Origin of the sequence: Heyndrickxia vini, assembly GCF_016772275.1 — a bacterium.
In the GTDB taxonomy this organism is placed as follows: Bacteria; Bacillota; Bacilli; order Bacillales; family Bacillaceae_C; genus Heyndrickxia; species Heyndrickxia vini.
In genome coordinates, this window is record NZ_CP065425.1 from 2,477,571 (window position 1) to 2,502,691 (window position 25,121).

22 protein-coding genes are annotated in these 25,121 nt (G+C 35.6%); all 22 read right to left on the reverse strand.

Annotated elements, in window-relative coordinates:
- Window positions 1-54 precede the first annotated feature (54 nt).
- Window positions 55-1,014 carry an ABC transporter permease gene (locus tag I5776_RS12385; protein ID WP_202776716.1) on the reverse strand — a complete coding sequence of 320 codons (960 nt, stop codon included), beginning with the start codon at window positions 1,012-1,014 and terminating at the stop codon, window positions 55-57.
- Window positions 1,015-2,058: an ABC transporter permease gene (locus I5776_RS12390; RefSeq protein WP_202776717.1), complete on the reverse strand. Its 1,044-nt coding sequence runs from the start codon at window positions 2,056-2,058 to the stop codon at window positions 1,015-1,017.
- On the reverse strand, window positions 2,051-3,586 hold the full coding sequence (locus tag I5776_RS12395; protein ID WP_202776718.1) for an ABC transporter ATP-binding protein: 1,536 nt from the start codon (window positions 3,584-3,586) through the stop codon (window positions 2,051-2,053). The genes I5776_RS12390 and I5776_RS12395 overlap by 8 nt, the downstream gene beginning before the upstream one ends.
- A 161-nt stretch (window positions 3,587-3,747) precedes the next feature.
- Window positions 3,748-4,824, reverse strand: coding sequence for a BMP family lipoprotein (locus I5776_RS12400; RefSeq protein ID WP_202776719.1), 1,077 nt, complete (start codon window positions 4,822-4,824; stop codon window positions 3,748-3,750).
- Window positions 4,825-4,871: 47 nt separating this feature from the next.
- Window positions 4,872-5,597, reverse strand: a complete 726-nt coding sequence (locus I5776_RS12405; RefSeq protein WP_202776720.1) for a GntR family transcriptional regulator — start codon at window positions 5,595-5,597, stop codon at window positions 4,872-4,874.
- Window positions 5,598-5,795: 198 nt separating this feature from the next.
- Window positions 5,796-8,117, reverse strand: coding sequence for an FtsK/SpoIIIE family DNA translocase (locus I5776_RS12410; protein WP_202776721.1), 2,322 nt, complete (start codon window positions 8,115-8,117; stop codon window positions 5,796-5,798).
- Between the two features lie 112 nt (window positions 8,118-8,229).
- On the reverse strand, window positions 8,230-8,439 hold the full coding sequence (locus I5776_RS12415) for a YlzJ-like family protein (protein WP_202776722.1): 210 nt from the start codon (window positions 8,437-8,439) through the stop codon (window positions 8,230-8,232).
- Window positions 8,436-9,167, reverse strand: coding sequence for a ClpP family protease (locus I5776_RS12420; protein WP_202780785.1), 732 nt, complete (start codon window positions 9,165-9,167; stop codon window positions 8,436-8,438). The genes I5776_RS12415 and I5776_RS12420 overlap by 4 nt, the downstream gene beginning before the upstream one ends.
- Before the next feature lie 149 nt (window positions 9,168-9,316).
- The gene (locus tag I5776_RS12425) at window positions 9,317-10,987 is read right to left on the reverse strand and encodes a ribonuclease J (protein ID WP_202776723.1); all 1,671 of its coding nucleotides are present in this window, start codon (window positions 10,985-10,987) and stop codon (window positions 9,317-9,319) included.
- Between the two features lie 199 nt (window positions 10,988-11,186).
- On the reverse strand, window positions 11,187-12,773 hold the full coding sequence (locus tag I5776_RS12430; RefSeq protein ID WP_202776724.1) for an aminotransferase class V-fold PLP-dependent enzyme: 1,587 nt from the start codon (window positions 12,771-12,773) through the stop codon (window positions 11,187-11,189).
- Window positions 12,770-13,336, reverse strand: a complete 567-nt coding sequence (locus I5776_RS12435) for a glycerol-3-phosphate acyltransferase (protein WP_202776725.1) — start codon at window positions 13,334-13,336, stop codon at window positions 12,770-12,772. The genes I5776_RS12430 and I5776_RS12435 overlap by 4 nt, the downstream gene beginning before the upstream one ends.
- Window positions 13,337-13,442: 106 nt before the next feature.
- Window positions 13,443-14,315 (reverse strand): 4-hydroxy-tetrahydrodipicolinate synthase, encoded by an 873-nt coding sequence (gene dapA, locus I5776_RS12440; RefSeq protein ID WP_202776726.1) that lies wholly within the window; start codon window positions 14,313-14,315, stop codon window positions 13,443-13,445.
- A 13-nt stretch (window positions 14,316-14,328) separates the two neighbouring features.
- Window positions 14,329-15,567: an aspartate kinase gene (dapG, locus tag I5776_RS12445; protein ID WP_202780786.1), complete on the reverse strand. Its 1,239-nt coding sequence runs from the start codon at window positions 15,565-15,567 to the stop codon at window positions 14,329-14,331.
- Window positions 15,568-15,671: 104 nt separating this feature from the next.
- Complete coding sequence (asd, locus tag I5776_RS12450) at window positions 15,672-16,718, reverse strand: aspartate-semialdehyde dehydrogenase (protein ID WP_202776727.1); 1,047 nt, start codon at window positions 16,716-16,718, stop codon at window positions 15,672-15,674.
- A gap of 177 nt (window positions 16,719-16,895) precedes the next feature.
- Complete coding sequence (dpaB, locus tag I5776_RS12455; RefSeq protein ID WP_202776728.1) at window positions 16,896-17,492, reverse strand: dipicolinate synthase subunit B; 597 nt, start codon at window positions 17,490-17,492, stop codon at window positions 16,896-16,898.
- Complete coding sequence (gene dpaA, locus I5776_RS12460) at window positions 17,489-18,391, reverse strand: dipicolinic acid synthetase subunit A (RefSeq protein WP_202776729.1); 903 nt, start codon at window positions 18,389-18,391, stop codon at window positions 17,489-17,491. Before dpaA ends, dpaB begins: the two co-directional genes overlap by 4 nt.
- Before the next feature lie 129 nt (window positions 18,392-18,520).
- Window positions 18,521-18,760 (reverse strand): YlmC/YmxH family sporulation protein, encoded by a 240-nt coding sequence (locus I5776_RS12465; protein WP_202776730.1) that lies wholly within the window; start codon window positions 18,758-18,760, stop codon window positions 18,521-18,523.
- 208 nt (window positions 18,761-18,968) lie between these two features.
- Window positions 18,969-20,207: a M16 family metallopeptidase gene (locus I5776_RS12470; RefSeq protein ID WP_246483780.1), complete on the reverse strand. Its 1,239-nt coding sequence runs from the start codon at window positions 20,205-20,207 to the stop codon at window positions 18,969-18,971.
- A 54-nt stretch (window positions 20,208-20,261) separates the two neighbouring features.
- Entirely contained in the window at window positions 20,262-21,248 is a 987-nt protein-coding gene (locus I5776_RS12475; RefSeq protein ID WP_246483781.1) for a polysaccharide deacetylase family protein, read from the reverse strand.
- 138 nt (window positions 21,249-21,386) lie between these two features.
- The gene (pnp, locus tag I5776_RS12480) at window positions 21,387-23,507 is read right to left on the reverse strand and encodes a polyribonucleotide nucleotidyltransferase (protein WP_202776733.1); all 2,121 of its coding nucleotides are present in this window, start codon (window positions 23,505-23,507) and stop codon (window positions 21,387-21,389) included.
- A gap of 248 nt (window positions 23,508-23,755) precedes the next feature.
- Complete coding sequence (rpsO, locus tag I5776_RS12485; RefSeq protein ID WP_202776734.1) at window positions 23,756-24,025, reverse strand: 30S ribosomal protein S15; 270 nt, start codon at window positions 24,023-24,025, stop codon at window positions 23,756-23,758.
- A gap of 121 nt (window positions 24,026-24,146) precedes the next feature.
- Window positions 24,147-25,109: a bifunctional riboflavin kinase/FAD synthetase gene (gene ribF, locus I5776_RS12490; RefSeq protein ID WP_202776735.1), complete on the reverse strand. Its 963-nt coding sequence runs from the start codon at window positions 25,107-25,109 to the stop codon at window positions 24,147-24,149.
- Window positions 25,110-25,121: the final 12 nt, after the last annotated feature.

A 25,121-nucleotide genomic window follows, 5' to 3' on the forward strand; every position in this document is an offset into this window, starting at 1 on the left:
CAAGTATTTACCTAATAAAAAAGCCCAGAAAACATTTCTGGGCTTTTTCGAAATTTATCGTTGGCCTTTAATATATGGAAGACCACTTGCTTTAGGTGCATCTGCACGACCGATAAATCCTGCTAAGGCTAATATCGTTAGTACATATGGAGCGATTAATAAATATACACTTGGAATATCTTTGAGGAATGGGATATCTCCTCCGACAATACTCAAACTTTGGGCAAAGCCAAAGAACAATGCCGCCCCCATTGCACCAAGTGGATGCCATTTACCGAAAATCATAGCTGCTAAAGCCATAAAACCTTGTCCAGTGATTGTCGAATGACTAAAATCTAAAGTAATTGTCTGCGCATATACAGCTCCACCAAGACCACCGAACACACCAGACAACATGACACCTACATAACGCATTTTTGTAACATTAATCCCCATTGTATCTGCCGCAGCCGGATGTTCTCCAACCGAACGGAGACGTAAGCCAAATGGGGTTTTATAGATAATAAACCAAACAACAAATGCAAGAATAATTGCAAGATAGGATGCATACGTTACATTACTGAAGAAAAGATCTCCAACGATTGGAATGTCCTTTAAAACAGGAATATCGATTTTATGGAAATTTTCTTTAATAAAATCCGTTTGACCCTTACCATACCACTTTTTTACTAAAAATAATGAAAGGCCTAATGCTAAAAAGTTTATCGCAACACCACTAACTGTTTGATCTGCCCTAAATGTAATAGAGGCAACTGCATGGAGTAATGATGTGATTCCGCCAACAACCATCGCCACAATTAACGCTATCCAGGGAGTTGCAGCCCCAAAGGTATCAGCAAATGTTAAATTAAAGACGATTGCACTAAATGCCCCAATAATCATAAGCCCTTCCAAACCAATATTAACCACACCTGCACGTTCAGAGAAAACGCCGCCTAATGCTGTAAAGATAAGCGGTGCAGCTACTAAAAGGGAAGAAGATACTATTATTTCGAGTGCTGTCATTAAATCCACTTATTTTACCTCCCTTTTAAAACGAGTAATGATCCACTTAATCATATAACTTGAAGCAACAAAGAAAATGATTAATGCAATAACGATTTCTACAAGTTCATTCGGAACATTAGCCTCAATTGGCATGTTTAATGAACCTACCCTTAAACTCCCAAAAAGTATGGAAGCGATTACTACACCTAATGCTGTATTTCCACCTAAAAGCGCCACGGCAATCCCGTCGAATCCTACTCCTGAGAAGCTCGATTGTAAGAAAGCAAATCCGAATGTACCGAGACCTTGCATTGCACCGGCGAGACCTGCAAAAGCTCCCGAGATGATCATCGAATAAATAATATTTTTATTTACATTCATCCCCGCATAATGTGATGCATGCTGGTTAAATCCAACCGATCTAAGTTCGTAACCTTTTGTCGTTTTCTCAAGTAAAAACCACATAATAATAGCGGCAATAATTGCAAGATATATCCCATTATGAAGACTCGAATAATCCGTGATACTTTGAAAGAAATCTGATTTTAATGAAGCTGAATTAGGAATTTCCTTCGTAGTATCGGATTGATCTGATAATACATTACGAATAATGTAGTTGGAAACATGCAATGCAATATAATTCATCATGATGGTAACAATAACTTCGTGAACACGAAATTTAGCCTTTAATAGTCCCGGGATAAATCCCCATATAGCCCCCGCCACAGCTGCAGCAATAATGGCAAGTGGTAAGTGAATTATTTTTGGTAGATCGAAGGCTAAGCCAACCCAAACAGATACGATCCACCCCATTAGCATTTGACCTTCAACACCAATATTAAATAGTCCAGTTCGGAATGCAAAAGCAACAGCAAGTCCGGCAAAAATATATGGTGTCACTTGCCGTAATGTTTCACCGAGATAGAAAGAATCTCCAAAAGCACCGTTCCATAAGGACAGGTAACCATTAATAGGGTTATATCCACTTATCAACATAATGATAGCTCCGGCAATTAATCCTAATATTACTGAAACAACCGGTATTAATATATTCACTAATCGATTAGACATTTGATTCTTCACCTACTTCCTGTCCTTTAGAACCTGCCATTAATAATCCAAGTTCTTGTTCAGTTGTCTTTTTTGGATCCACAACTGCTACAATCTGCCCTTCATAAATGACCGCTATTCGATCACTAACATTTAAGATCTCATCTAGTTCAAAGGAAATTAATAACACTGCCTTCCCATTATCACGCTGTTCGATTAGACGTTTATGAATAAACTCAATCGCTCCGACGTCTAATCCCCGAGTCGGCTGCGCTGCAATTAAAAGATCAGGGTTTCGATCCACTTCACGTCCAATTATTGCTTTTTGTTGATTTCCACCCGATAATGATCGTGCCAAAGTATATTCACTAGGAGTTCGTACATCGAATTCTTGAATAATTTTCGATGCCTTGTTGTATATTTGTTTAAAATTTAAGATACCCCCTTTGGAATAGGGCTTTTGATAGTAAGTTTGTAAAACAATATTCTCACCAATTGGAAAATCAAGTACTAATCCGTGTTTATGACGATCTTCAGGAATATGTCCCACACCAGATTCCGTAATCTTCCTTGGCTTAAAGTTTCGTACTTCTTTTCCATTTAGTTTAATTGAACCGCTTTCTGATTTTCTTAATCCCGTAATAGCTTCTATTAGTTCGGTTTGTCCATTTCCATCTACACCGGCAATTCCGACAATCTCCCCCGCCCGAACATTAAGGTTTAAACTTCTTATCGATTCAATCCCTCTAGAATCTTTGACGACTAGATCTTTTATTTCAAGTACATTTTCTTTTGGACTAGCTTCACTTTTTACAGTTTTAAAAACAACTTCACGTCCAACCATTAGGTTAGCAAGTTCATTCGGATTCGTATCCTCCACTGATACTGTTCCTATTCCTTTTCCTTTTCTGATTACCGTGACTTGATCGCAAACTTCCATAATTTCTTTTAACTTATGAGTTATTAAAATGATTGATTTGCCTTCTTTGATTAATGTTTTCATAATTTGAATTAATTCGGTTATTTCCTGGGGGGTTAAAACTGCAGTAGGCTCATCAAAAATAATAATTTCAGCACCACGGTAAAGCGTTTTTAATATTTCAACTCTTTGTTGCATTCCTACTGAAATATCAGCAATTTTCGCTTTTGGGTTAACAGATAGTCCATACCTTTGCGAAATCTCCTGAACCTCTTTTTCAGCTTTTTTAATATCAATCGTTCCGCCTGACTTTGGTTCTTTTCCTAGAATAATATTTTCAGTGACAGTAAACGTATCCACTAACATAAAATGTTGATGAACCATCCCAATCCCTAAATCATTTGCAATGTTTGGGTTTGTTATTTTTACCGATTTTCCATTTACACGAATTTCTCCTTTTTCTGGCTGATATAAACCAAAGAGAACATTCATAAGAGTTGATTTTCCAGCACCATTTTCTCCAAGCAGTGCGTGAATCTCACCCTTTTTTACTTGCAACGTAATATTATCATTTGCAACAATACCTGGAAATTCTTTACGAATGCCCAGCATTTCAATGACAAATTCCACCCTATCCACTCCTTAAAAAGGTAAACTTCGTTTTATCTTAAAAAATTTTGTATGGGGATGCTCAATAAAATTCTAAATGAAAAGTAAAAATGGTAGACTTTTACTCTTCAGTTAAAACTTATTTGTGGGATTGAAGCGATGCTTCAATCCCACATAAGAAATTATTTAGTCGGTTTTAATGGAACTTTTACTTCACCTTTAATAATTTTTTGTTTCCACTCATCTACAGCTTTTAGCACATCTTCAGAGATATTTTCTTTTGATGGCGAAATACCAACAGCATCTTCATTTAGGCCATATTCAATTTGTTCTCCGCCTGGGAAGTTGCCATCCTTAGCTTTTTTAGACAAATCTTGAACTGCCAAATCTACACGCTTAATCATAGAAGTTAGAGTAACATTATAATCTTTTCCATTTACGGAAACTTTACCTTCATCAACTTGGTCACGGTCAACTCCGATTACCCATACATTTTTGTTTGGATCTTTTTGTTTAATGTTTTTAGCCTCTGTAAACACACCGTTTCCTGTACCGCCAGCAGCATGATAAATAACATCGATACCAGATTTGTACATTGCTGATGCCATTGATTGTCCTTTGTCCGCTTTATCGAATGCACCTGCAAAATCGATTTTGATATCTGCTTTAGGATTAACCGCTTTCACACCAGCTTGAAAACCAGCAGCAAATTTATTAATTAAGTCACTGTCTGTTCCGCCAATGAAACCAACTTTGTTTGTTTTAGTAGTTAAACCTGCAACTACACCAACAAGGAATGAGCCTTCATGCTCTTTAAATGTAATACTTACAACATTCTTTTTATCTGTAATAACGTCATCAACAATAGCGAAGTGACTATTTTTACGTTGTCCAGCAATTTCTTCAATTGCAGGTTTTAACTTGTAACCAATACCATAAGTTAAATCGAATCCGTTACGAACTGCTGTATTTAGATTTGTTTTGTAATCTGCATCAGATTTTGATTGGAAGTAATCGAAACCTTGAGTACCTTTTTTCAATCCGTTATCTTTTCCAAATTCTTGTAAACCTTCCCACGCTGATTGGTTAAATGATTTATCATCAACACCACCAACATCAGTTACTAATGCAACAGTGAAATTGTCCTTTTTGTCATTTTTCCCCGACGTACCTTCTTTGTCACTTGTACCGCAAGCTCCTAACAATGTTCCTGCAGCTAATACTAGTGAGAGAGCGAATCCAATTTTACGCTTTTTCACTTTTTGAACCCCCTATATTTTTGATTTAGTAGAATAATAGATTAAAGCTAGATTCGTTTTCTTACTACATGAAAACTAAAGTTATCCGCTTTAAAATAATTTACAGAGTATAGAACTGGTTCATCGTTTTCAAAATAATGAAGTTGTTTTAGAACTAATAATGCAGTTTCCGGATCACACTCTAAAATTTGGGAAACCTTATCGTGATATCCGATTGGTTCTATTTGAGTTACGGCATGTGTGATCTTCTTGCCATTGTGTTGTTCTAAAATGTCGAAGATCGAACCATCATTATAGGAGAACTCCAAAGGAAAAAGACTACTAGGTATTTTGTCAATACAATAGACAACTGGATTCCCATTGGCAGTTCGTACCCTTTCGATAACCGCAATCTCCTCTTCTTCATTGCAAGAAAAACGATGAATATCTTCCTCTGTTGGTGCTTGGGTCTTTGAACTTAAAAAAATGGTTCCTGGTTCCATTCCACCTTGTTTAATCATGTCTGTAACACTATACAATTGTTCAATTCCTGAAGTAAAAATAGGTTTGGAATTAACAAATGTACCGACACCATGTCGACGAGTAATCACATTGTCCTCTTCTAATATCCGGAGTGCTTCTCGTAAGGTTGCTCGACTGACACCAAGTTGTTTTGCTAAATCAAATTCAGATGGCAATTTCTCTTTTTCCTTATAAATTCCTGCTTCAATGTCTTTTTTTAGACGATCGATCACCAGCAGATATAAATGTCGGCTATCTGTTTTAATTAACATAAATGAACCCACCAAACTTTCATAAGACATCAGACCTCTGATCAATTATTCCTACTAATCGAAAATACTATAACATTTTTTTCGATTAGTATAAATATAAATTTTTCATTTTGTCGAAAAAAAGCGACTTAAAAGGAAAAATGTTTATATTCAGACAATAAAACAAGCGGAAATATACTTATTTCCGCTTGCCAATAGCTATGAACTTTGTTCTTCAGATGGTTTAGGGACTAGGACTGTACGTGGTTTACTGCCTTCATATGGTCCAACAACTCCTCTAACTTCCATCTCATCTATTAATCTTGCTGCTCTAGTATACCCAATTCTAAATCTTCTTTGTAACATGGACACCGAGGCAGTTTGCATCTCAGCTATTAATTGAACAGCGTCATCGTATAATTCGTCATCGACTGTTTCAACCACTTCTGGCGCATCATCAGGAATCATTTCTTCTTGATATTGGGCTTTTTGCTGGGATATGACAAAGTCAACGATTTCTTCTACTTCATCATCTGATAAAAACGCTCCTTGAACGCGTACTGGTTTTGAGGCACCTACTGGAAGGAAGAGCATGTCTCCTCTCCCCAATAATTTCTCTGCCCCACCCATATCTAGAATTGTTCGAGAATCAGTCGCAGAGGACACTGCAAAGGCAATTCTTGATGGAATATTTGCTTTAATAACACCTGTAATAACATCAACTGAAGGTCTTTGTGTAGCAATAATTAAATGGATTCCTGCAGCACGTGCCATTTGTGCTAATCGAGTAATTGAATCCTCCACATCATTTGAAGCTACCATCATTAAATCTGCGAGCTCGTCCACAATTACTACAATATATGGTAATAAAGGTTGTTTTTCACCAGTTTCAATATTATGTCGTTTTACATGATCATTATAGCCTTCAATATTTCTTGTTCCAGTATGGGAGAATAATTCATATCGTCTCTCCATTTCACTAACTACTTTTTTTAAGGCCTGTGATGCTTTTTTTGCATCGGTTACAACAGGTGCTAATAAATGTGGAACACCGTTGTATACATTTAATTCAACCATCTTTGGATCGACCATCATTAACTTAACTTCATGTGGTTTTGCCCTCATTAAAATACTTGTGATGATTCCATTAATACAAACACTTTTTCCACTTCCTGTCGCACCTGCAACAAGGAGATGCGGCATTTTATTTAGTTCAGCAAGTACCGCTTCCCCGGTTATATCTCTGCCCAAGCCAATTTGCAACTTTGATTCCGGATTATCTAGCTCTTTTGCTTCCAATACTTCCCGTAAAGAAACAACTGCCACTTCGGAATTTGGAACTTCAATTCCTATTGCTGATTTACCTGGAATCGGCGCTTCCATCCGAATATCTTTCGCTGCCAAAGCTAAAGCGATATCATCGCTTAAACTAACTATTTTGCTTACCTTTACCCCGACATCGGGGTGTACTTCGTATTTAGTAACCGCTGGGCCCAAATGTACTTGAGTCACCCGTGCTTTTACCCCAAAGCTTTGAAATGTTCGTTCAAGCTTTGCAGCATTCGCATGAATTAAATGATATTCCTTACTTTGGTCTGTCGCCTTCGGTCTTTTTAATAATGTTAATGGCGGTAATTGATAATCCTCATTTTCCACTTCCGTAAAGGTTATGTTATGAGTTATATCATCTTCAACTATTTCATCATTCGCTTTCTTTTGAATAGCTTCACTCTCAGTTGTATCCTGTTTTTGCTTTTCCTCTTCGTCTAATGGAAATGCTCTTTCGGTAAAGCTTGAGATGATTGGTTTGATTTCATTATCATGTTCTACAGATACTGTTTGTTTTTCATCGTGTTTATGTATATCCGCGACAGGTTGTTTTTGCTCTTTTCTTTCCTTTCGTTCCGCCTTCCACTCATGCAATTCTTTTTTAGAAGCTTCCCATTGTTGGCCGGCAAATTCTTTTGTTCGATGACCAATTCTTTCGAATAATACCCCAACCGATTTTCCGGTAATTAACACAAATCCAATAACTAGTAATACAATACAGAGTATTTTTGTTCCTAATGAATCAAATAAAAAATGGGAAACAGCGAAAAAAACTGCACCAATCATTCCACCGCCGAGATCAGGTGTTGATGTTTCACCCTTTATCTCCTGCCAAAACAAATTCCAAGTATTTTGAATTACACTTGGATTCTTAATATGCCCCGCCCCTGTTAATTGTTCAAATAATTTCACATGGCTTAAAAGTAACAAACTTATCAGAGCCACATATACTCCCCATAGCCTGCGACTATAAAAGAATGGCCAATCTCTTCTAATCATTAAATAAACTGCTAGAAAAATCATACAAACTAAAGCGACCATATACCATTCTCCAAGAAAGAAACGAAAAAAATATACAAGGGATTTACCAACAGCTCCAAGCTTTATGATTGAGATTAAACTAAGCGCTATTAAAATGATACCAACTAATTCAAAACGGATATTTGTTTTTATTTGCTGGGATTTTTTACTCCGCCTCTTCCTTTTCGCCATTTATTTCACCCTCACAAAACCTTATATTATATAAGAAAGCAGCCATTCGTGGCTGCTTTCATTTTTCCTTATTATAGCATAAGCTACTTTAGTTGGGGAAATTCTAGTAAAATTAAATGAACGAAATTAATTGCCCCGGAGCCAACTCTTCTTTCATAAAATCATTTGGATTACTACTCAAAATTTGTACGATCCGATAGTGGTTGTCCGTTTGCTCAACAACTAAAGGAACACCCTGATAGGAAATCGTTTTGTAGTTGTCAAATACAGTTTGATCACAAGGAAAAATCATTTCAATTGGTGTTGTAGTATAAAGAATCATTGAATCATACCCTCAGCACTATTTTGCGATTTATTCAGATCAATTAGTTCATTTAGTTTTTTCATTGCTTCCCCAACTCCGCCAACTTCATCTATTAATCCTGTTTTCACCGCATCGGCACCCACGACATTAGTGCCAATATCTCTCGTTAGATTTCCTTTTGCAAACATCAATTCTTTAAAAACTTCTTCCTCAATTTTTGAATGGTGGGTAACAAAATTTATTACTCTCTCTTGCATTTTGTCAAGGTATTCGAAGGTTTGTGGAACTCCAATGACAAGACCTGTTAATCTAATTGGATGGATTGTCATTGTAGCGGTTCCAGCAATAAAGGAATAATCACAAGAAACAGCTATCGGTACACCAATTGAATGCCCTCCACCTAATACGATTGAAACAGTTGGCTTTGATAATGATGCGAGCATTTCCGAGATGGCCAATCCCGCTTCAACATCACCACCTACTGTATTTAAAATAACTAGAAGACCTTCGATTTTTGGGTTTTGTTCAATTGCTACAATTTGTGGAATGACATGTTCATATTTAGTTGTTTTATTCTGGGGTGGTAATTGCATATGGCCTTCGATTTGGCCAACAATGGTTAAGCAATGGATATTAGTGTCTTGTGAAAGTTGTGGAACATTCGTTTGTCCAAGTTGTTGTATCTTTTCTACTAATGCTGATTTATCCTTCGTTTCATCTTGTTTTTCTGGTGATGGTTGTTCCATCCTAATGTCTTTTTCCATTTCAAAACTCCTTTATTTAATAACAGCTTTATTGACAAATATTTCATTAAACTATAGTATCTGCTGACATTCTTTTTTCATTCATAAAAAAACCAGGTGATGATCATCACCTGGTGGATTTTACATCCTTATTATACTTCCATAATTATCGGAAGAATCATTGGTCTGCGCTTTGTTTTGTCATATAAATAGTAATTTAATTGATCACGAATTTCTTGTTTAATACTAGACCAATCAAAGGCATCCTTTGACATATTTTTTTCAACGATATCGCGAACTAGTTTTGTTGATTCTCCCATTAATTGTTCAGATTCTCTAACATATACAAACCCGCGTGAAATAATTTCTGGTCCCGATGCAATCATTTTTTTGGTTTTATTTAATGTTACAACAACGATGAGAATACCATCTTGGGATAACAGTCTACGGTCGCGCAACACGATGTTTCCGACATCACCGACACCAATTCCGTCAATTAGTACATTACCTGAAGGAACCCTTCCTCCTACACTCATTTTCCCATTTTTATATTCTATGACTTCCCCTTTTTCCGGAATGAATATTCGATCTCTCGTTATTCCCACTTGGGCAGCTAGTTTACCATGTGCAATTAACATCCGATATTCACCTTGCACCGGAATAAAATATTTTGGTTTTATTAAATTTAACATTAATTTTAAATCTTCTTGGAGTCCATGACCTGTTACATGCACTTTATTTGAACCTGATAGTACAGTTGCGCCAGCACGATACAGCATATCGATTGTTTTCGACATAAATAACTCTAAACCCGGGGAAGGACTTGCCGTAATAATAACCGTATCCCCTTGTTTAATATTAATATGTTTGTGATTACGCTTGGCCATCTTTTGTAGAACCGCAAATGGCTCTCCTTGATTACCTGTAGCTAATACAACAATTTTATCATCTTCATATTTTTCTATATCTTGGACAGGTATGATCAATTCTTCCGCTTTCACATGTAAATAGCCAAGTTTAAATGCAATATCATTTATTCTTTCTAAGCTTTTTCCAACGAGAGCCACTTTTCTTCCATTTTCATAGGCTGCATCAAATACTTGTTGGATACGCAAAAGATTTGAAGCAAAACAAGCCAGTATTATTCTACCTTTTGCTGAGTGAAAGGCATTTGACATTTCAGTGGCAACTAATGTTTCTGAAATATTAAAACCTGGATGTTCTGCTTCTGTACTATCAGATAAAAGACAAAGAACACCTTCTTCACCAATTTGCGCCATCTTACCTATTTCCGCACGATACGCACCTTGTACCCCTTGATCAAATTTAAAATCACCGGTATGGACAATATTCCCCTCAGACGTATGAATACAAATCCCTACTGAATCAGCAATACTGTGAGTCGTTTTAAAAAAGCTAATATCAGCAGTATCAAATTGTAAAATTGAATCAGAATGGATGGTAATAAATTCAACCTGACGTTTAACCTTTATTTCTTTTAACTTCTCTTTCGCTAATGCAATAGTTAATTTTGTTCCATATACAGGTATATTAATTTTCATTAAAATATATGGGAGTGCTCCTATCGCATCCTCATGTCCATGTGTAAGGAAAATGCCTTTTATACGCTCCTTATTATTTTCCAAATATGTAATATCAGGAATAACGATATCAATACCTAGCATTTCATTTTCTGGAAACATTAATCCCGCATCCATAACAAAAATATCGTCATCGATCTCGATTACGTACATATTCTTTCCAATTTCCCCCACTCCACCGAGTGGTATTATTTTAATCATTTCATTATTTCTCTTTTTCAAAACTTGTTCCTCCTATGATGAATTTCCCGAACTAAATCAGTTATAGTCATTATAATCGATATTGAATTTGCACATCAATCTATAATTAAAATTTTAAGTATTAACGATTATTTGTTTTTATAAAACCTTAAAAAAATTCCGTTAGAACTAATTACTAAAAACTACACCTCTCAGCAAAGCTGAAAGGTGCCGAAAATTCTTAAATTAATTGTAATTGATCATTTAAAAGCAGTTCCATTGAATTGATTAACAGGTTTATTTTTTTTAGGTCACTCTCAACGTTCATAAATGCAATTTGCAGCCAATTTTTTTCAACTAAATATCGATTTCGATAATGGACTAAAAATCCATTTAAAAACAAATCTTCGCCAAATGCAAGTGATGAAAGTTCTTTCGGCAATTCAATTGTAATCACACACGGTGATGAAATTTGTTGATCGATGACAAATGAAAATCCTTTTTCCTCAAATAATTCACATGCTCGAAAATAGATAGAACGCCTCTTCTCATAAAAATCTTCATTTGAAAACTTATTAAGTGCGGTATTAAGCGCTAAGAATAAATTTGAATTTTGGGAGAAGGGAATCCCATTGCTATTTTGATAGTACATTATATCTAAATATCGAGGAATATGATAAATAGTATCTTCAAGTTTATTAAAAAACACAAATGATAACCCTGTATAGCTTCCAATTGCTTTCCCTGATACACCAGTTGCCAAATAGATAGATTCAAAATTTAGTGGAACTGCTCCGATTGAACTAATGGCATCAACACATAGTTTGACAGTATGGTTCTTACATAATTTTTCTAAGGATAAATAATCATTCACCATTCCTGTTGATGTTTCACAGTGAACAAACCACAACCAATCATAATTTTCTTGCGCTATCTGTTCTTCAATTTTATTAAGATCAAATCTCTCTCCCCATTGATAAGATAAATGATCAAATTGTAGATGGAATCTGTTAGCATGATCGATTAATCTTTCACCAAACTCACCATTCGAAAGGATTAGCCCTTTTGTCCCTATACCCGATAAATGAGCTGCTACCGCATCGTTACTTAATGTTCCCGATCCTGTTAGTACAACTACATTTTCGGCATTTGTCAAGGATTTTAACTTTTTATTTACCGCTTGAACGATGGAAGAATGTTCTTCCGAGCGATGCCAAACGGGTTGATAATCAAAGGCGGATTGCACTTCAGCATCAATCGTTACAGGTCCAGGTAAATAGGAAGATATTTGTGTAAACACATGTAAGTTTTTGTTATTCATATACGTTTGTTTAGTTAAATACATTGGCTGAAACAGTGCTTCTTCTGATCCAACTAAATGGGCAAAGGATTCAAAACCTAAGTGACGATATAGTTTACTTTGCCTTGTTGTCCCGGAAATAAAAGCAATATCATAGCCGCGTTGTAAACAATAACGAATTAATCCACCTGTTAAACCTGCAAATACCCTTCCATTTCGATAGCTCTTTTTAACGGCTAATAATCGAACTTCACAAGGCTTAGAAAATCTAATATCTAAGTGATTTTCAATGGAACCAAGTTTTTCATCAAGTGAAAAGGGACGAGTATCCCGCAGTGCCAACATCCCGATTACTTCGGAATTTTCTTTACAAATGATATATTCATTTTCCTCATGGAATCGGTCTAAAAGCTTTCTTCTATCATTTATATGATGTTGAGGTATTTCTTCAACAAAAGTTTCATAGTTTAAATTCATTATTTGTTCAAATTCATCTTTATCCCGAGCCATCTTAACAATAAAACTCATCGTCCATCCCCCACAATTACTTTTTTATCTGTATGTCTTAATATAATGATGATTGCAATTATGGCAATAGCAATACTTACCCATAAATTACTTTCATATAAATACAAGAATATTGGTGTTGTCATAATTGCTAAAAGGCCAGATTTCGTAAATGAGCGATTAATCGCAAACAATATGATAAAAGCACCAATAAAACTAAAAGTTGAGAAAGGAGAAATATATAATAATCCACCAATGAAAGAAGCTACTCCTTTTCCCCCTTTGAATTTATAAATTACCGGATACATATGCCCTAATAATACAAAAATTAATGCGAGCGATTGTCCAATAATACCTATACCATACTTATCAACTAACCAACATACAAAAAATGCTTTAAGCATATCTCCAATTAGAACAAGCAGAAACCCCCATTTTCCAAATGAACGTCCGGCATTCCTTGCACCCGGATTTCCACTACCTAATTGAAATACATTTTTACGATAGAAAAGTCTTCCTACAATATGTGCAAATAATAATTGCCCTATTAAATACGCTAATATGTAAATAAAAACCTTCTGCACTACTATCTTCCTCTACAAAAGTATATGTATATATATTACCATTATTTTCAGAAATTTGGACAAAAGCAATAAAAAAAAGGACTGATTTTTTTCAGTCCCTTTTCATTTACATATTTTTTAGTAAGCTAGTTAATTCAAGTCGTTCATTTTCAGTTAGTGGTACTAGCGGAAGACGTACTGAACCAACATCTAAACCTTTTATTTGTAAAGCTGTTTTCACTGGCACAGGACTTGGTGCTTGAAACAATCCTTTCATAATCGGCAAAAGACCTTGGTGCATTTTTGCAGCTTTTGCAATGGACCCATCTAAAAAGGCTTGAATCATTTCCTGCATTTCATTCCCTATCACATGTGAAGCTACAGACACAATGCCTTGACCGCCAATTGATAATACTGGTAATGTAATTCCATCATCGCCGCTATATAATTCGAAGTTTTCATCCGTATTGGCAATGATTTCGGTCATTGCATCTAAACTTCCACTCGCCTCTTTAACAGCAACGATATTCGGTATATGCGAAAGTTTAATAATTGTGTCCGGTTCAATATTAATAACAGACCGTCCAGGAATATTATAAACCATAACCGGCAGGGATGTAGATTCTGCTATCGCTTTAAAATGTTGATAGATCCCTTCCTGATTTGGTTTATTGTAATATGGAGCTACAATCATAATTGCGTCTACACCGATTTCCTCAGCTTTTTTGGTCAATTCGATTGAAGCATACGTATTATTACTGCCTGTTCCGGCAATAATTGGAATTCTCCCATTAACAGTTTTAACAACAAATTGAAAAAGAGCAATTTTTTCCTCCGTTGTTAAGGTTGGGGATTCTCCAGTTGTTCCAGCTACAACTAATGAATCTGTACCATTTTCAATTAAGTATTCAATCAGCTGACTAGTTTTTTGGAAATCAATATTTCCTTTCTTATCGAAAGGTGTGACCATAGCGGTGGAAACCCGACCAAAATGAGCCATCCAACTCACTCCTTTATTTCATTACTTCTGTTAATTCCTCTTGAAGATTAAATGCATCATGAAGAGCGTTAACTGCTTCGACCAAATCTTGCTCCTTAACCAACACCCAAATGGTTGTATGACTATCTGCAGATTGTAAAATGCGAATGCCATTTTCGGAAAGCGCAGATACGATTTTATAAGTAACTCCTGGTACACCATTCATACCTGCTCCCACAACAGATACTTTCGCGCACCCTCTTTCAACAATCGGATTATAGCCAAGTTCTTTTAAAACATAAACCGCACGATCAATTAGTTCTTCTGCAACTGTGTATACAACCCCAGTAGGTGAAATATTAATAAAGTCTACGCTAATTTTTTCACTTGCCATTGCCTTAAAAACGACAGATTGTAAATTATATTGACCATCTTTTTCTTCAACTTTGATTTGAGCAACCTTAGGTACATAGGCTATACCTGTAATAAGACGTTCTCTGATGAGATCTGTTCCTTTATTTTGCCGGTTTACGGAGGTAACTAAAGTACCTAAATCATCAGAATACGTAGAACGAATTCTAATAGGAACTTTTGCTTGCATCGCAATCTCTACAGCACGTGGGTGAATTACTTTCGCACCTTGATAAGCCATATTGCACACTTCTGTATAGGTTACAATCGGCAGTCGTCTTGCTTTTTCCGCAATTCGAGGATCCGCTGTCATGATTCCCTCGACATCTGTAAATATATCTATCCATTCTGCATTTAAGGAAACACCTAGGGCCGCTGCAGAAGTATCACTGCCCCCACGCCCAATTGTAGTCACATCTCCACTTGCAGTTGCACCTTGAAAACCAGCTACCACAATCACATCATGCAGTTTAAGTTCTTTCAGCAAACGATCACATTTCATATTAACAATTTTTGCATTCGTATGTTCGGAATTTGTTCGAAAACCAGCTTGGGCACCTGTTAATGCTGTCGCTTTAATTCCTTTCTCCTGAAGCATATTTGAAAAAACTAAACTTGAAATAATTTCACCACAGGATAATAGTAAATCCTGTTCACGATTGCTTAAACTTGTTTTTGAACCGTTTACTAATGACAAAAACGTGTCTGTTGCATATGGATCGCCTTTTCTTCCCATAGCGGATACAACTACGACTACTTTATAGCCCTCATCTAATGCTTTTTCGATATGCTTTAAAGCATGTATGCGACTATTTTCATCGCGTACTGATGTACCACCAAATTTTTGCACAATCAGTTTCATCATAACACCTCTAAATTTTTCTTTATAAATAAAGGCAGCCTCTATCAATTGATCCGCGGTGTAAAAAATATAAATTAAGCACCCTTAATAATTAAAAAGCTACTTTATTTAACCAATCCAAGTTTCACTAAGCTTTCAGCAATTTGAACTGAATTCCAGGCCGCACCCTTCAATAAGTTATCAGAAACTACCCACATATGGAAACCATTTTCCTCATCTAAATCTTTACGAATTCTTCCCACAAATACATCATTCTTCCCTACAGCATATGCAGGCATAGGATATAATTGTTCATTTGGATTATCTTGAAGTATAATACCATCCGCAGTTTCTAATAATGTACGGATATTCTCTACTTGAATGCCCTCACGATTTATTTCAAAATAAACTGATTCTGAATGACCGGTTTCTACAGGTAATCGTACACATGTAGCTGCTACTTTCAATTGGGGCATATGCATGATTTTTTTCGTTTCGTTTATCATTTTCATTTCTTCAAATGTATAACCATTCTCTTCAAATTTATCGATTTGTGGAACTGCATTAAACGCAATTTGATAGTGTTTTTTATCACCTTTGACCGGTAAAATTTTCGGTTCAATGGTTTCACCTTCGATTATCGCGCGGGTTTGATTTTTTAATTCTTCTATTGCCGCAGCCCCTGCTCCAGATACAGCTTGGTATGTGGATACAATAACTTTGTCTAATCCATATGCTTTGCGAATGGGTTCAAGTGCAACAACCATTTGAATTGTAGAGCAATTAGGATTTGCAATAATACCATTGTGTAGTTTTAAATCTTCTTCATTAACCTCTGGAACTACTAGTGGAACTTCGGGATCCATTCGGTATGCACTCGTATTATCTATAACAATCGCACCATGCTTTACAGCCTCAGGTGCAAATATTTTCGAAATATTTCCACCTGCACTAAAAAGTGCGATATCAACATCTTTGAAACTTTCAGGTTTTGCTTCCTGAACAACGATATCTTCATCTTTATATTTTAAAACTGTACCCGCTGATCTTGACGAAGATAAAAGAGTAAGCTTTCGTATTGGAAAGTTTCTCTTTTCTAATGTATGAAGCATTTGTTGTCCAACTGCACCTGTTGCACCTACAACAGCTACATGAAAACCAGTTGTTGCCATTAAACATTCCCCTTCCAAATTCACATATAACTTATTCTATCATCTAAGCAATGATAAACATTATTTTATCATATATATTGCCGGGGCTATACTTTTTTCTATTATTTTAGTAAAGGATTTTTTTCTCTTATATTCATAAGAACCAGGTACGCCTAAATTGTACCTGGTTTAGTCTGCTCATTCATCTCGGAATCGTTCTACGATTACAGGTTGGAGCTGACGTCCTTCGATAGCAGCTTCTACTGTATCTTGCAAGGAAGTCATTCTTGCTACCATTGAATTGGGTTTCTTTACTGGGTCATCTTGGCCATATGGAATAAAGTATATATGTTTAGTCGCCATTAATCTCATAAGATTAACCCCATTCAATCCAAGCGCATCATTAGTAGATATCCCTAAAACTACCGGCTTTTGATTTCGAATGGTAGCTTTTGCAGCCATTAGAACAGGAGAATCTGTTAATGCGTTAGCTAGTTTGCTCATTGAATTTCCCGTTAGCGGTGATATGACCATACAGTCTAAAGGGTATTTTGGTCCAAGTGGCTCCGCCTCAACTATTGAATCGATTACCTTTCTTCCGGTAACTTTTTCAATTTTTTCTATCCAGTCTTCACCATTTCCAAATCTCGTATCTGTACTTTTAACAGTAAACGTTACTATCGGTACAACCTCTGCCCCAACCTCAACCAATTTCTCAATCTCAGGAAAAACTGCATCATACGTACAATGGGAACCTGTTAATCCAAAACCGATTCGTTTCCCCTTTAAGCTCATCGTTCATTCCCCTTTCTTTTTATTACATCCTCATCAATAAGCTGAGTTAATACATTTCCTAGTATTTGCCCCGCAGTTTTTGGTGCTACGATACCTGGCAAACTTGGGGCTAATAAAGCTTTAATTCCACGTTTTTCTGCATAGCGAAAATCCGTCCCACCCGGTTTTGATGCTAAATCAATAATCAATGTATGTGTTGGCATTTTTTGAATAACTGCAGCGTTAACAATTAATTGCGGAACAGTATTAATACAAATATCAATATCCTTCACTTCACTATCAAGATCTTTCAAAAAAAATGGTTTTAATCCCATTTCTTCAATTCGAGCAATATGTTCTGTTTTTCTTGCTCCTACCTTTACTTTCGCTCCTAAATGATGAAAGGCTCTAGCTACACTCATGCCAACCCTTCCTAAACCAAGAATGGCAACAGTTGAACCGTGTATCGTAAATTCGGTATGTTGAATTGCCATCATAATTGTCCCCTCGACGGTTGGGATTGAATTATATATAGCAACATCATTACGTTCAAATAGTTTGACTAATTTGCGATTTGCTTTTTGCGTAATATTATCTAAATATGGATTACTGATTCCTGAATAAATCGTGCAATAAGATGGTGTTTTTAATATAACTTCCTCCGTCAATCTCACTTCTTCGTTTGAAAAAATAGTATCTACCTGACCTTCAGGATTTGTTCCAGTTACAGGTAAAATAATCGCATCAATTTCATGAAAATTTACTTCGCTAAGTTTTTCTTTGTATACGCCTGAATATACATGATCTAATTGTTCAAAACCAATTAAAGATAGTCTTGCATCTAATTCAGCTAATTTGCGAATTACTTCCAGTTGACGCGCATCACCGCCAATTACAGCTATTTGCAATCCTGTCAACATCATATCGTCACCTTCTTTATGATGATTACGCTTATCACTTACACATCTTATGTAATGACCTAGAAATCTGTGATTTGATAATAAAATAAAAAAGATTAGCGAATCGCTAATCTTTAATAGAACCTTATGTTAGTAATTATTTTCTGGTACTTCTAAAATAATCATATCCGATCCAATCGTTCGAATTTGTTGCCACGGAACCCTGATCTCATTTGTTTGTTTTCTCATCCATTTACCAGTAGGGATGATCAGTGATTGGATTTGTCCCGATTTTTCATTGAATTCTAAATCGGTGTGCCCAAGTACACCTAATCTTTCCGCTTTTTTGAAATCAACGATTTCCTTTCCACTTAACTCACTTAATCTCATAATCCCTGAATCCTCCTCTTATAACCACTATTACTATCAATGTATCGCTTGTCAGTCTTTTTTAGAACGAGCAATTTTTTATAGTTACTCATATAGAATGGTATTAGCCCGCAGGAGTCTACGTGTATTCAGGCTGCTCAATATTTCTAAAATGTTTTATCTTTCAAGACGAAAGTCCCCGTCACAAATTGACGAGGACTTTCTCTTATTATTGTATACCTTGTGGAAATTTCCCGTCTGGACTTACTAATGAAATAGAGAATTGCGAAGTAAATACTTTGTTTGCAAGATTATTTACATGATCTATGGAGACTTCATCAATCATCTCTACTATTTCATCAAGTGTACGATGTTTACCTAATAGCATTTCATTTTTCCCATTTCTGCTCATTCTGCTATTTGTGCTTTCTAGGCTGAGCATTAAATTCCCTTTAAGCTGTTCCTTACAATTTTGAACTTCTTTAGGTGTTACCCCTGTGTCCTTTAAATGATCCAATGTCGATTGAATTGTTTCATATAAGTGATCCAGTTGTTTTGCACCTGTACCAGCATAGATTGTGACAATTCCGGTATCTTTAAATGAAGAATGATATGAAAATACGGAGTAAGCGAGGCCCCTTTGTTCTCTCACCTCTTGAAATAATCTGGAAGACATACTGCCGCCTAATATATTATTTAATACAATTAAATCATATATCTCCTTGTGACCGATTGGTAATCCTTCAAACCCTAAACATAGGTGTGCTTGTTCTGTATCTTTTTTTCTTACTATATTGTTTAAATGAAAGGTTGGAACGATTTCTTCCCCGGAATGGTTTCCTCCACTGTATGATCCAAATAATGATTCTACTTGCTTAATAAAAGAATCTTTGACATTTCCAGCTATTGAAATAACAACTCGATCCGGTGTGTACATATCATGCATATATTCCTTTAACGTCTGACCGGAAAAGGTTTCTAGAGTTTCTTCCGTACCTAGAATTGGATACCCTAATGGGTGGTTTTCATAAACTGCTTTGCTAAGAAGATCATGTACAATATCGTCAGGCGTATCTTCATACATTTTTATTTCTTCATAAACAACATTTTTTTCTTTTTTAAGTTCTTCTTCAACAAATGTGGAATTGAAAAACATATCTGACAGTGTATCAAGAGCAAATTGTGCATGGTTATCTAAAACCTTTGCATAATAACAGGTATATTCTTTAGAAGTAAATGCGTTTACTTGTCCACCAATCGAATCAAACGCTTCGGCAATTTCTTTAGCCGTTTTTGTTTTCGTGCCCTTAAAAAACATATGTTCTAAAAAGTGGGATATGCCATTATTTTTACTATTTTCATTTCTTGATCCTGTTCCAATCCAAATGCCTATCGCAACTGAACGAACAGTTGGGATTTCCTCGTGTACAATTCTTAGTCCGTTTTGACATGTATATTTCTTAATCAATTTAAATCCTCCTAAACTCGGTGGCTGTTGGTTCACCATTAGGCCCTATTTTCGTTAATCATTTTTTAGTTTTCCATCATTCATTTTAATAATCCGTTCTTCGTCCATTAATTTTGATACAGTTCCAATTCTTAGATGCTTCTTTTTAATTTCATTTATCAATTGTTGCAATGATTTTTCCGTTGAATCCGTTGGATGCATAAGAATAAGTGCACCAGGATGGATTTTGGACATTACACGTGTGACGATTGTTTCAGGGGACGGTTTTTGCCAATCCACCGTATCTACGCTCCACATGATTGTTTTAAGATTCATTGAATGAGCGATTTTTACTACCTCATCACGATAACTCCCACTCGGTGGTGCAAATAATCTAACCTGTACACCAGTGGTTGCATTAATAACCTGATTTGTGTTAATTAATTGTTCGCGAATTCGATCGGCAGAAAGAACCTTCATATCTGGATGAGTGAAGGAATGGTTCCCCACTTCATGGCCAGAATCAACAATCATTTTTGCTAATTCAGGATTTTCTTTTACCCATCTTCCTTCTAGAAAAAAAGTGGCATGAATACTATTGTCTTTTAATGTTTTTAAAATTGGTTGCAGAAATTCATTTCCCCACGCGACATTAATAAGAAAGCTCACCATTGGTTTATCAGGATTTCCTCGATAAATTGGTGCGGGTGGTAAATCCTTTATATGTACTTTAGGTGAAATTTGCTTATAAACTAATTTATTTTCATCGAATTTACCATCTTTTTTCATATTATGGTAGGAAGCTTTAATATCCACTTCAACACCATTGTAACCAGGAGTCGCTTTCCATACTCGATCGTTTACAGCATCTTTTGGTTTAATTGAATAGTTTTTTGCTACCTTAACAATATAATCATATAAATCATTTTGTTTTGTAGGTATGTATTCTGCATCTGTTTTTAATTGGGAAAAATAGCTTTTTGTCAATGGATTATTAATGAGTGACAAAGTAAGAATAGCAATCAGAACAAAACCTATCAAGTGTTTTAATTTATTCTTCACCTTAATATCCCCCTTCTTTTTAAAAATATGAAAAAGAAGGACAAGGTAGAACAATCCTTATAGTATTTTATTCATTTCCAGTTTCGTTTGGATCTAGAAATTAATGAACCATAAAAAAAGCCAGGATATTACCTGACTTTACTCTTTGTCTTCATTTTTTTCTTTTTGCTCTTTTAAAACCGCTTTGCGTGAAAGATTTACTCTGCCTTGGTTATCAATTTCGAGAACTTTAACAAGAATTTCATCCCCAATTTTTAATACGTCCTCTACTTTACGGACTCTTTCTTCCGCAATTTCCGAAATATGAACGAGGCCGTCTTTTCCACTAAAGATTTCGACAAAGGCACCAAATTTTTCAATCCGTTTTACTTTTCCTAAGTAAATTTGTCCTACTTCTACTTCACGAACGATATCTTCAATGATTTTCTTCGCTTTTTTATTCATTTCTTCATCCGTTGATGAAATGAAGACTGTTCCATCTTGTTCAATATCAATTTTGACGCCAGTTTCTTCTATAATTTTATTAATTTGTTTACCACTCGGTCCAATCACATCTCTGATCTTATCTGGATTAATGGTCATTGTTAAAATTTTTGGTGCAAATGCAGACAACGATTCACGCGGATTAGAAAGTGTCGACATCATATGACTTAATATTTGCATCCGACCTTGTTTTGCTTGTTGTAGTGCTTCTTCTAATATTTGTCTTGAAAGACCTTCAATTTTAATATCCATTTGCAGCGCTGTTACACCTTTAGAAGTACCTGCAACTTTAAAATCCATATCTCCTAAATGATCTTCCATGCCTTGAATATCAGTTAAAATTGTATAGTAATCACCAGATTTAACTAACCCCATCGCAATTCCCGCTACCGGTGCTTTAATTGGTACCCCTGCATCCATCATTGCTAATGTACTAGCACAAATACTGGCTTGAGAAGTAGACCCATTGGATTCTAATACTTCTGAAACTAATCGAATCGTATAAGGAAATTGTTGTTCATTCGGTATAACAGGTTCAAGTGCCCGTTCTCCAAGTGCACCATGTCCGATTTCACGGCGACCAGGCCCTCTCATTGGTCCAGTTTCACCTACACTAAATTGTGGGAAGTTATAATGATGCATAAAGCGTTTTGATTCTTCAATTCCCAACCCATCCAATATTTGTACATCACCTAATGCACCAAGTGTACATATACTTAATGCTTGTGTTTGTCCACGTGTGAATAAACCGGATCCATGTGTTCTTGATAATAAGCCAACTTCCGAAGATAAAGGACGAATTTCATCGATTTTTCTTCCATCCGGGCGTACTTTTTCCTCAGTAATTAATCGGCGTACTTCACCTTTTACCAATTTATTTAAAATTTGCTTTACTTGCTTAATTGTATCATCAGCTAATTCTTCACGTTCCTCATATTTAGCAATCACTTGATCTTTTACCATTTGAATTGCTTCTTCTCTTGCATGTTTTTCTTGTACTTGAATAGCTTTAATTAAGTCTTCTTCACACATCGAACGAACTTCTGATTCCAATTCTTCGTCGATTTCGTATAAGGTAACTTGCATTTTTTCTTTTCCAATTTTTAAAACAATCTCTTCTTGGAATTTGATTAGTCTTTTTATTTCTTCGTGGCCATACATAATTGCTTCTAACATTATTTCTTCAGGAACTTCATTCGCTCCCGCTTCAACCATATTAATCGCATCTTTTGTTCCAGCAACAGTTAAGTGCATATCACTTTTTTCCATTTGTGATACTGTAGGATTAATGATAAATTCATCATCAATTCGACCAACAATTACTCCAGCAATTGGCCCTTCAAAAGGGATATCAGATACGGATAATGAAAGTGAGGATCCGAACATTGCCGCCATTTCAGATGGACAATCTTGATCCACACTCATAACAATACTTACTACTTGGACCTCGTTTCTGAATCCATCGGCAAATAATGGACGAATTGGGCGATCTATTAAGCGACTTGCTAAGATTGCTTTTTCACTTGGTCGCCCTTCCCTTTTAATAAATCCTCCAGGTATCTTTCCTACAGCGTAAAGACGTTCTTCATAATTTACAGTTAACGGGAAAAAGTCAACAGATTTAGGTTCTTTTGAAGCCGTTGCAGTACTTAAAACGGCAGTATCTCCGTAACGTACTAAGACTGCACCGTTCGCTTGTTTAGCTAATTGACCAATTTCAACAGTAAGTTCGCGGCCGGCCCAATCTAAAGTAAATACTTGTTTTTCTTGTTCCATATAAAAACTCCTTTCTACTTTTATATCGCCTTTTCATATTAAAAGGGATTGTAAAAGCATGATTAATTTCGTAGTCAGTTTGAACAAAACATTATTTAAAATCTTTTTATGTCATCACTTATTATGTATTGTAATCAAAATAACTTAAAAGTTTATCGTAACTTTTTGGGAGTTATCATGATAATCTTTTTATTGCTAATAAAAAAGCGGGAAAAATCCCGCTTCTTTTGTTAATTCGACGATATAAATTAACGACGTAAGCCTAATTTGTTAATTAACTCACGGTAACGTTGAACATCTTTATTACGTAAATAAGTTAGTAAGTTACGACGTTTACCAACCATTTTCAAAAGACCGCGACGTGAATGGTGATCTTTTTTGTGCGCACGTAAATGTTCATTCAAATTATTAATATCCTCTGTAAGGATTGCAATTTGAACTTCTGGTGAACCAGTATCAGTTTCATGAACTTTGAATTGATTGATGATTTCGTTTTTGCGTTCTTGAGCAATTGCCATCCTTTTCACCTCCTAAAAATAAATAATCCCCTGTTACTGAGCAAGCGTCGGTGACTCGACTTGCCAAGCAACGGTTCATTACACTGTAATAGAATACTACTTTTTGACAAAAAAAACAAGTCTAGTTTCTACTTTTTTCAAAGTAATTAATGGTATTTTGTTTATCTTTTGCAATCTGAAGTTTTAATTGTTCGATTCCGTCAAATTTCTGTTCATCCCTAATTCTTAAATGCCATTCAATCGAAACTTCTTCACCGTAGATGGATTGATCAAAATCAATAATATGAACTTCAATTGATAAAGAATATTCATCAACACTTTTGAAGGTTGGCTTGAATCCTACATTACATACCCCATTATACCAATTTCCATCAATTTTTATTTTTACAGCATAAACACCTGTTTTCGGGATAATATATTCTTTCGATAGTTTTATATTGGCAGTCGGAAAACCAATTTGTCTACCACGCTTTTCACCGTGAATTACAATTCCATTTGTCATGTAAAATCTTCCTAAAACACGATGAACTTCCGTCATATCACCGTCCGCTAATAATCCCCTTGTTAAGCTTGAACTCACTTTCTCATCTCCTGATTTTCGGCTAATCGCAAGCTTCTCAACTTTCGTATAGCTGAATTTCCCTTCAGAATGAATAGGTAATGTTTCCATCGTACCTTTACCGAATTTCCCATAGGAGAAATCAAATCCGGCAACTACATGATGAACATTTAATCCGATAATATATTGTTTTACGTATTCTTCAGGTGTTAGATTAGCAAAATTAGATGTAAACTGAACAATAAATAAATAGTCAATTCCCATTTCTTCAATTAGTTTTTTCTTATCTTCAATAGGAGTGATTAGCTCAATTTGTTTGTTATTTTGACTTAAAACAACAGAAGGGTGCGGATCAAATGTCATAACTGCACTTTTCCAATGTTTTTGTTCAGCAATTTCCTTCGCTAAATTAATTACTTTTTGATGTCCTAAGTGAATTCCATCAAAATATCCAAGAGCCATTACTAGCGGTGGAAAATCCTGCTCGTTAAATGTATGTGGATGATGTATCGTGATTACCTTCAAATTTCTCACCTA

What these genes read in the sequence shown, in the direction of transcription:
- dpaA (WP_202776729.1), bottom strand. Translation starts at nt 18,391, where the DNA reads ATGTTGACAGGATTGCAAATAGCTGTAATTGGCGGTGATGCGCGTCAA.
- I5776_RS12405 (WP_202776720.1), bottom strand. Translation starts at nt 5,597, where the DNA reads ATGTTAATTAAAACAGATAGCCGACATTTATATCTGCTGGTGATCGAT.
- I5776_RS12415 (WP_202776722.1), bottom strand. Translation starts at nt 8,439, where the DNA reads ATGATTCTTTATACTACAACACCAATTGAAATGATTTTTCCTTGTGAT.
- dapG (WP_202780786.1), bottom strand. Translation starts at nt 15,567, where the DNA reads ATGAAACTGATTGTGCAAAAATTTGGTGGTACATCAGTACGCGATGAA.
- dpaB (WP_202776728.1), bottom strand. Translation starts at nt 17,492, where the DNA reads ATGAGCTTAAAGGGGAAACGAATCGGTTTTGGATTAACAGGTTCCCAT.
- dapA (WP_202776726.1), bottom strand. Translation starts at nt 14,315, where the DNA reads ATGGCTCATTTTGGTCGGGTTTCCACCGCTATGGTCACACCTTTCGAT.
- pnp (WP_202776733.1), bottom strand. Translation starts at nt 23,507, where the DNA reads ATGGAACAAGAAAAACAAGTATTTACTTTAGATTGGGCCGGCCGCGAA.
- I5776_RS12410 (WP_202776721.1), bottom strand. Translation starts at nt 8,117, where the DNA reads ATGGCGAAAAGGAAGAGGCGGAGTAAAAAATCCCAGCAAATAAAAACA.
- asd (WP_202776727.1), bottom strand. Translation starts at nt 16,718, where the DNA reads ATGGCAACAACTGGTTTTCATGTAGCTGTTGTAGGTGCAACAGGTGCA.
- I5776_RS12465 (WP_202776730.1), bottom strand. Translation starts at nt 18,760, where the DNA reads ATGAGATTAAGTGAGTTAAGTGGAAAGGAAATCGTTGATTTCAAAAAA.
- I5776_RS12430 (WP_202776724.1), bottom strand. Translation starts at nt 12,773, where the DNA reads ATGAGTTTTATTGTTAAGATGGCTCGGGATAAAGATGAATTTGAACAA.
- I5776_RS12420 (WP_202780785.1), bottom strand. Translation starts at nt 9,167, where the DNA reads ATGGAACAACCATCACCAGAAAAACAAGATGAAACGAAGGATAAATCA.
- I5776_RS12390 (WP_202776717.1), bottom strand. Translation starts at nt 2,058, where the DNA reads ATGTCTAATCGATTAGTGAATATATTAATACCGGTTGTTTCAGTAATA.
- rpsO (WP_202776734.1), bottom strand. Translation starts at nt 24,025, where the DNA reads ATGGCAATTGCTCAAGAACGCAAAAACGAAATCATCAATCAATTCAAA.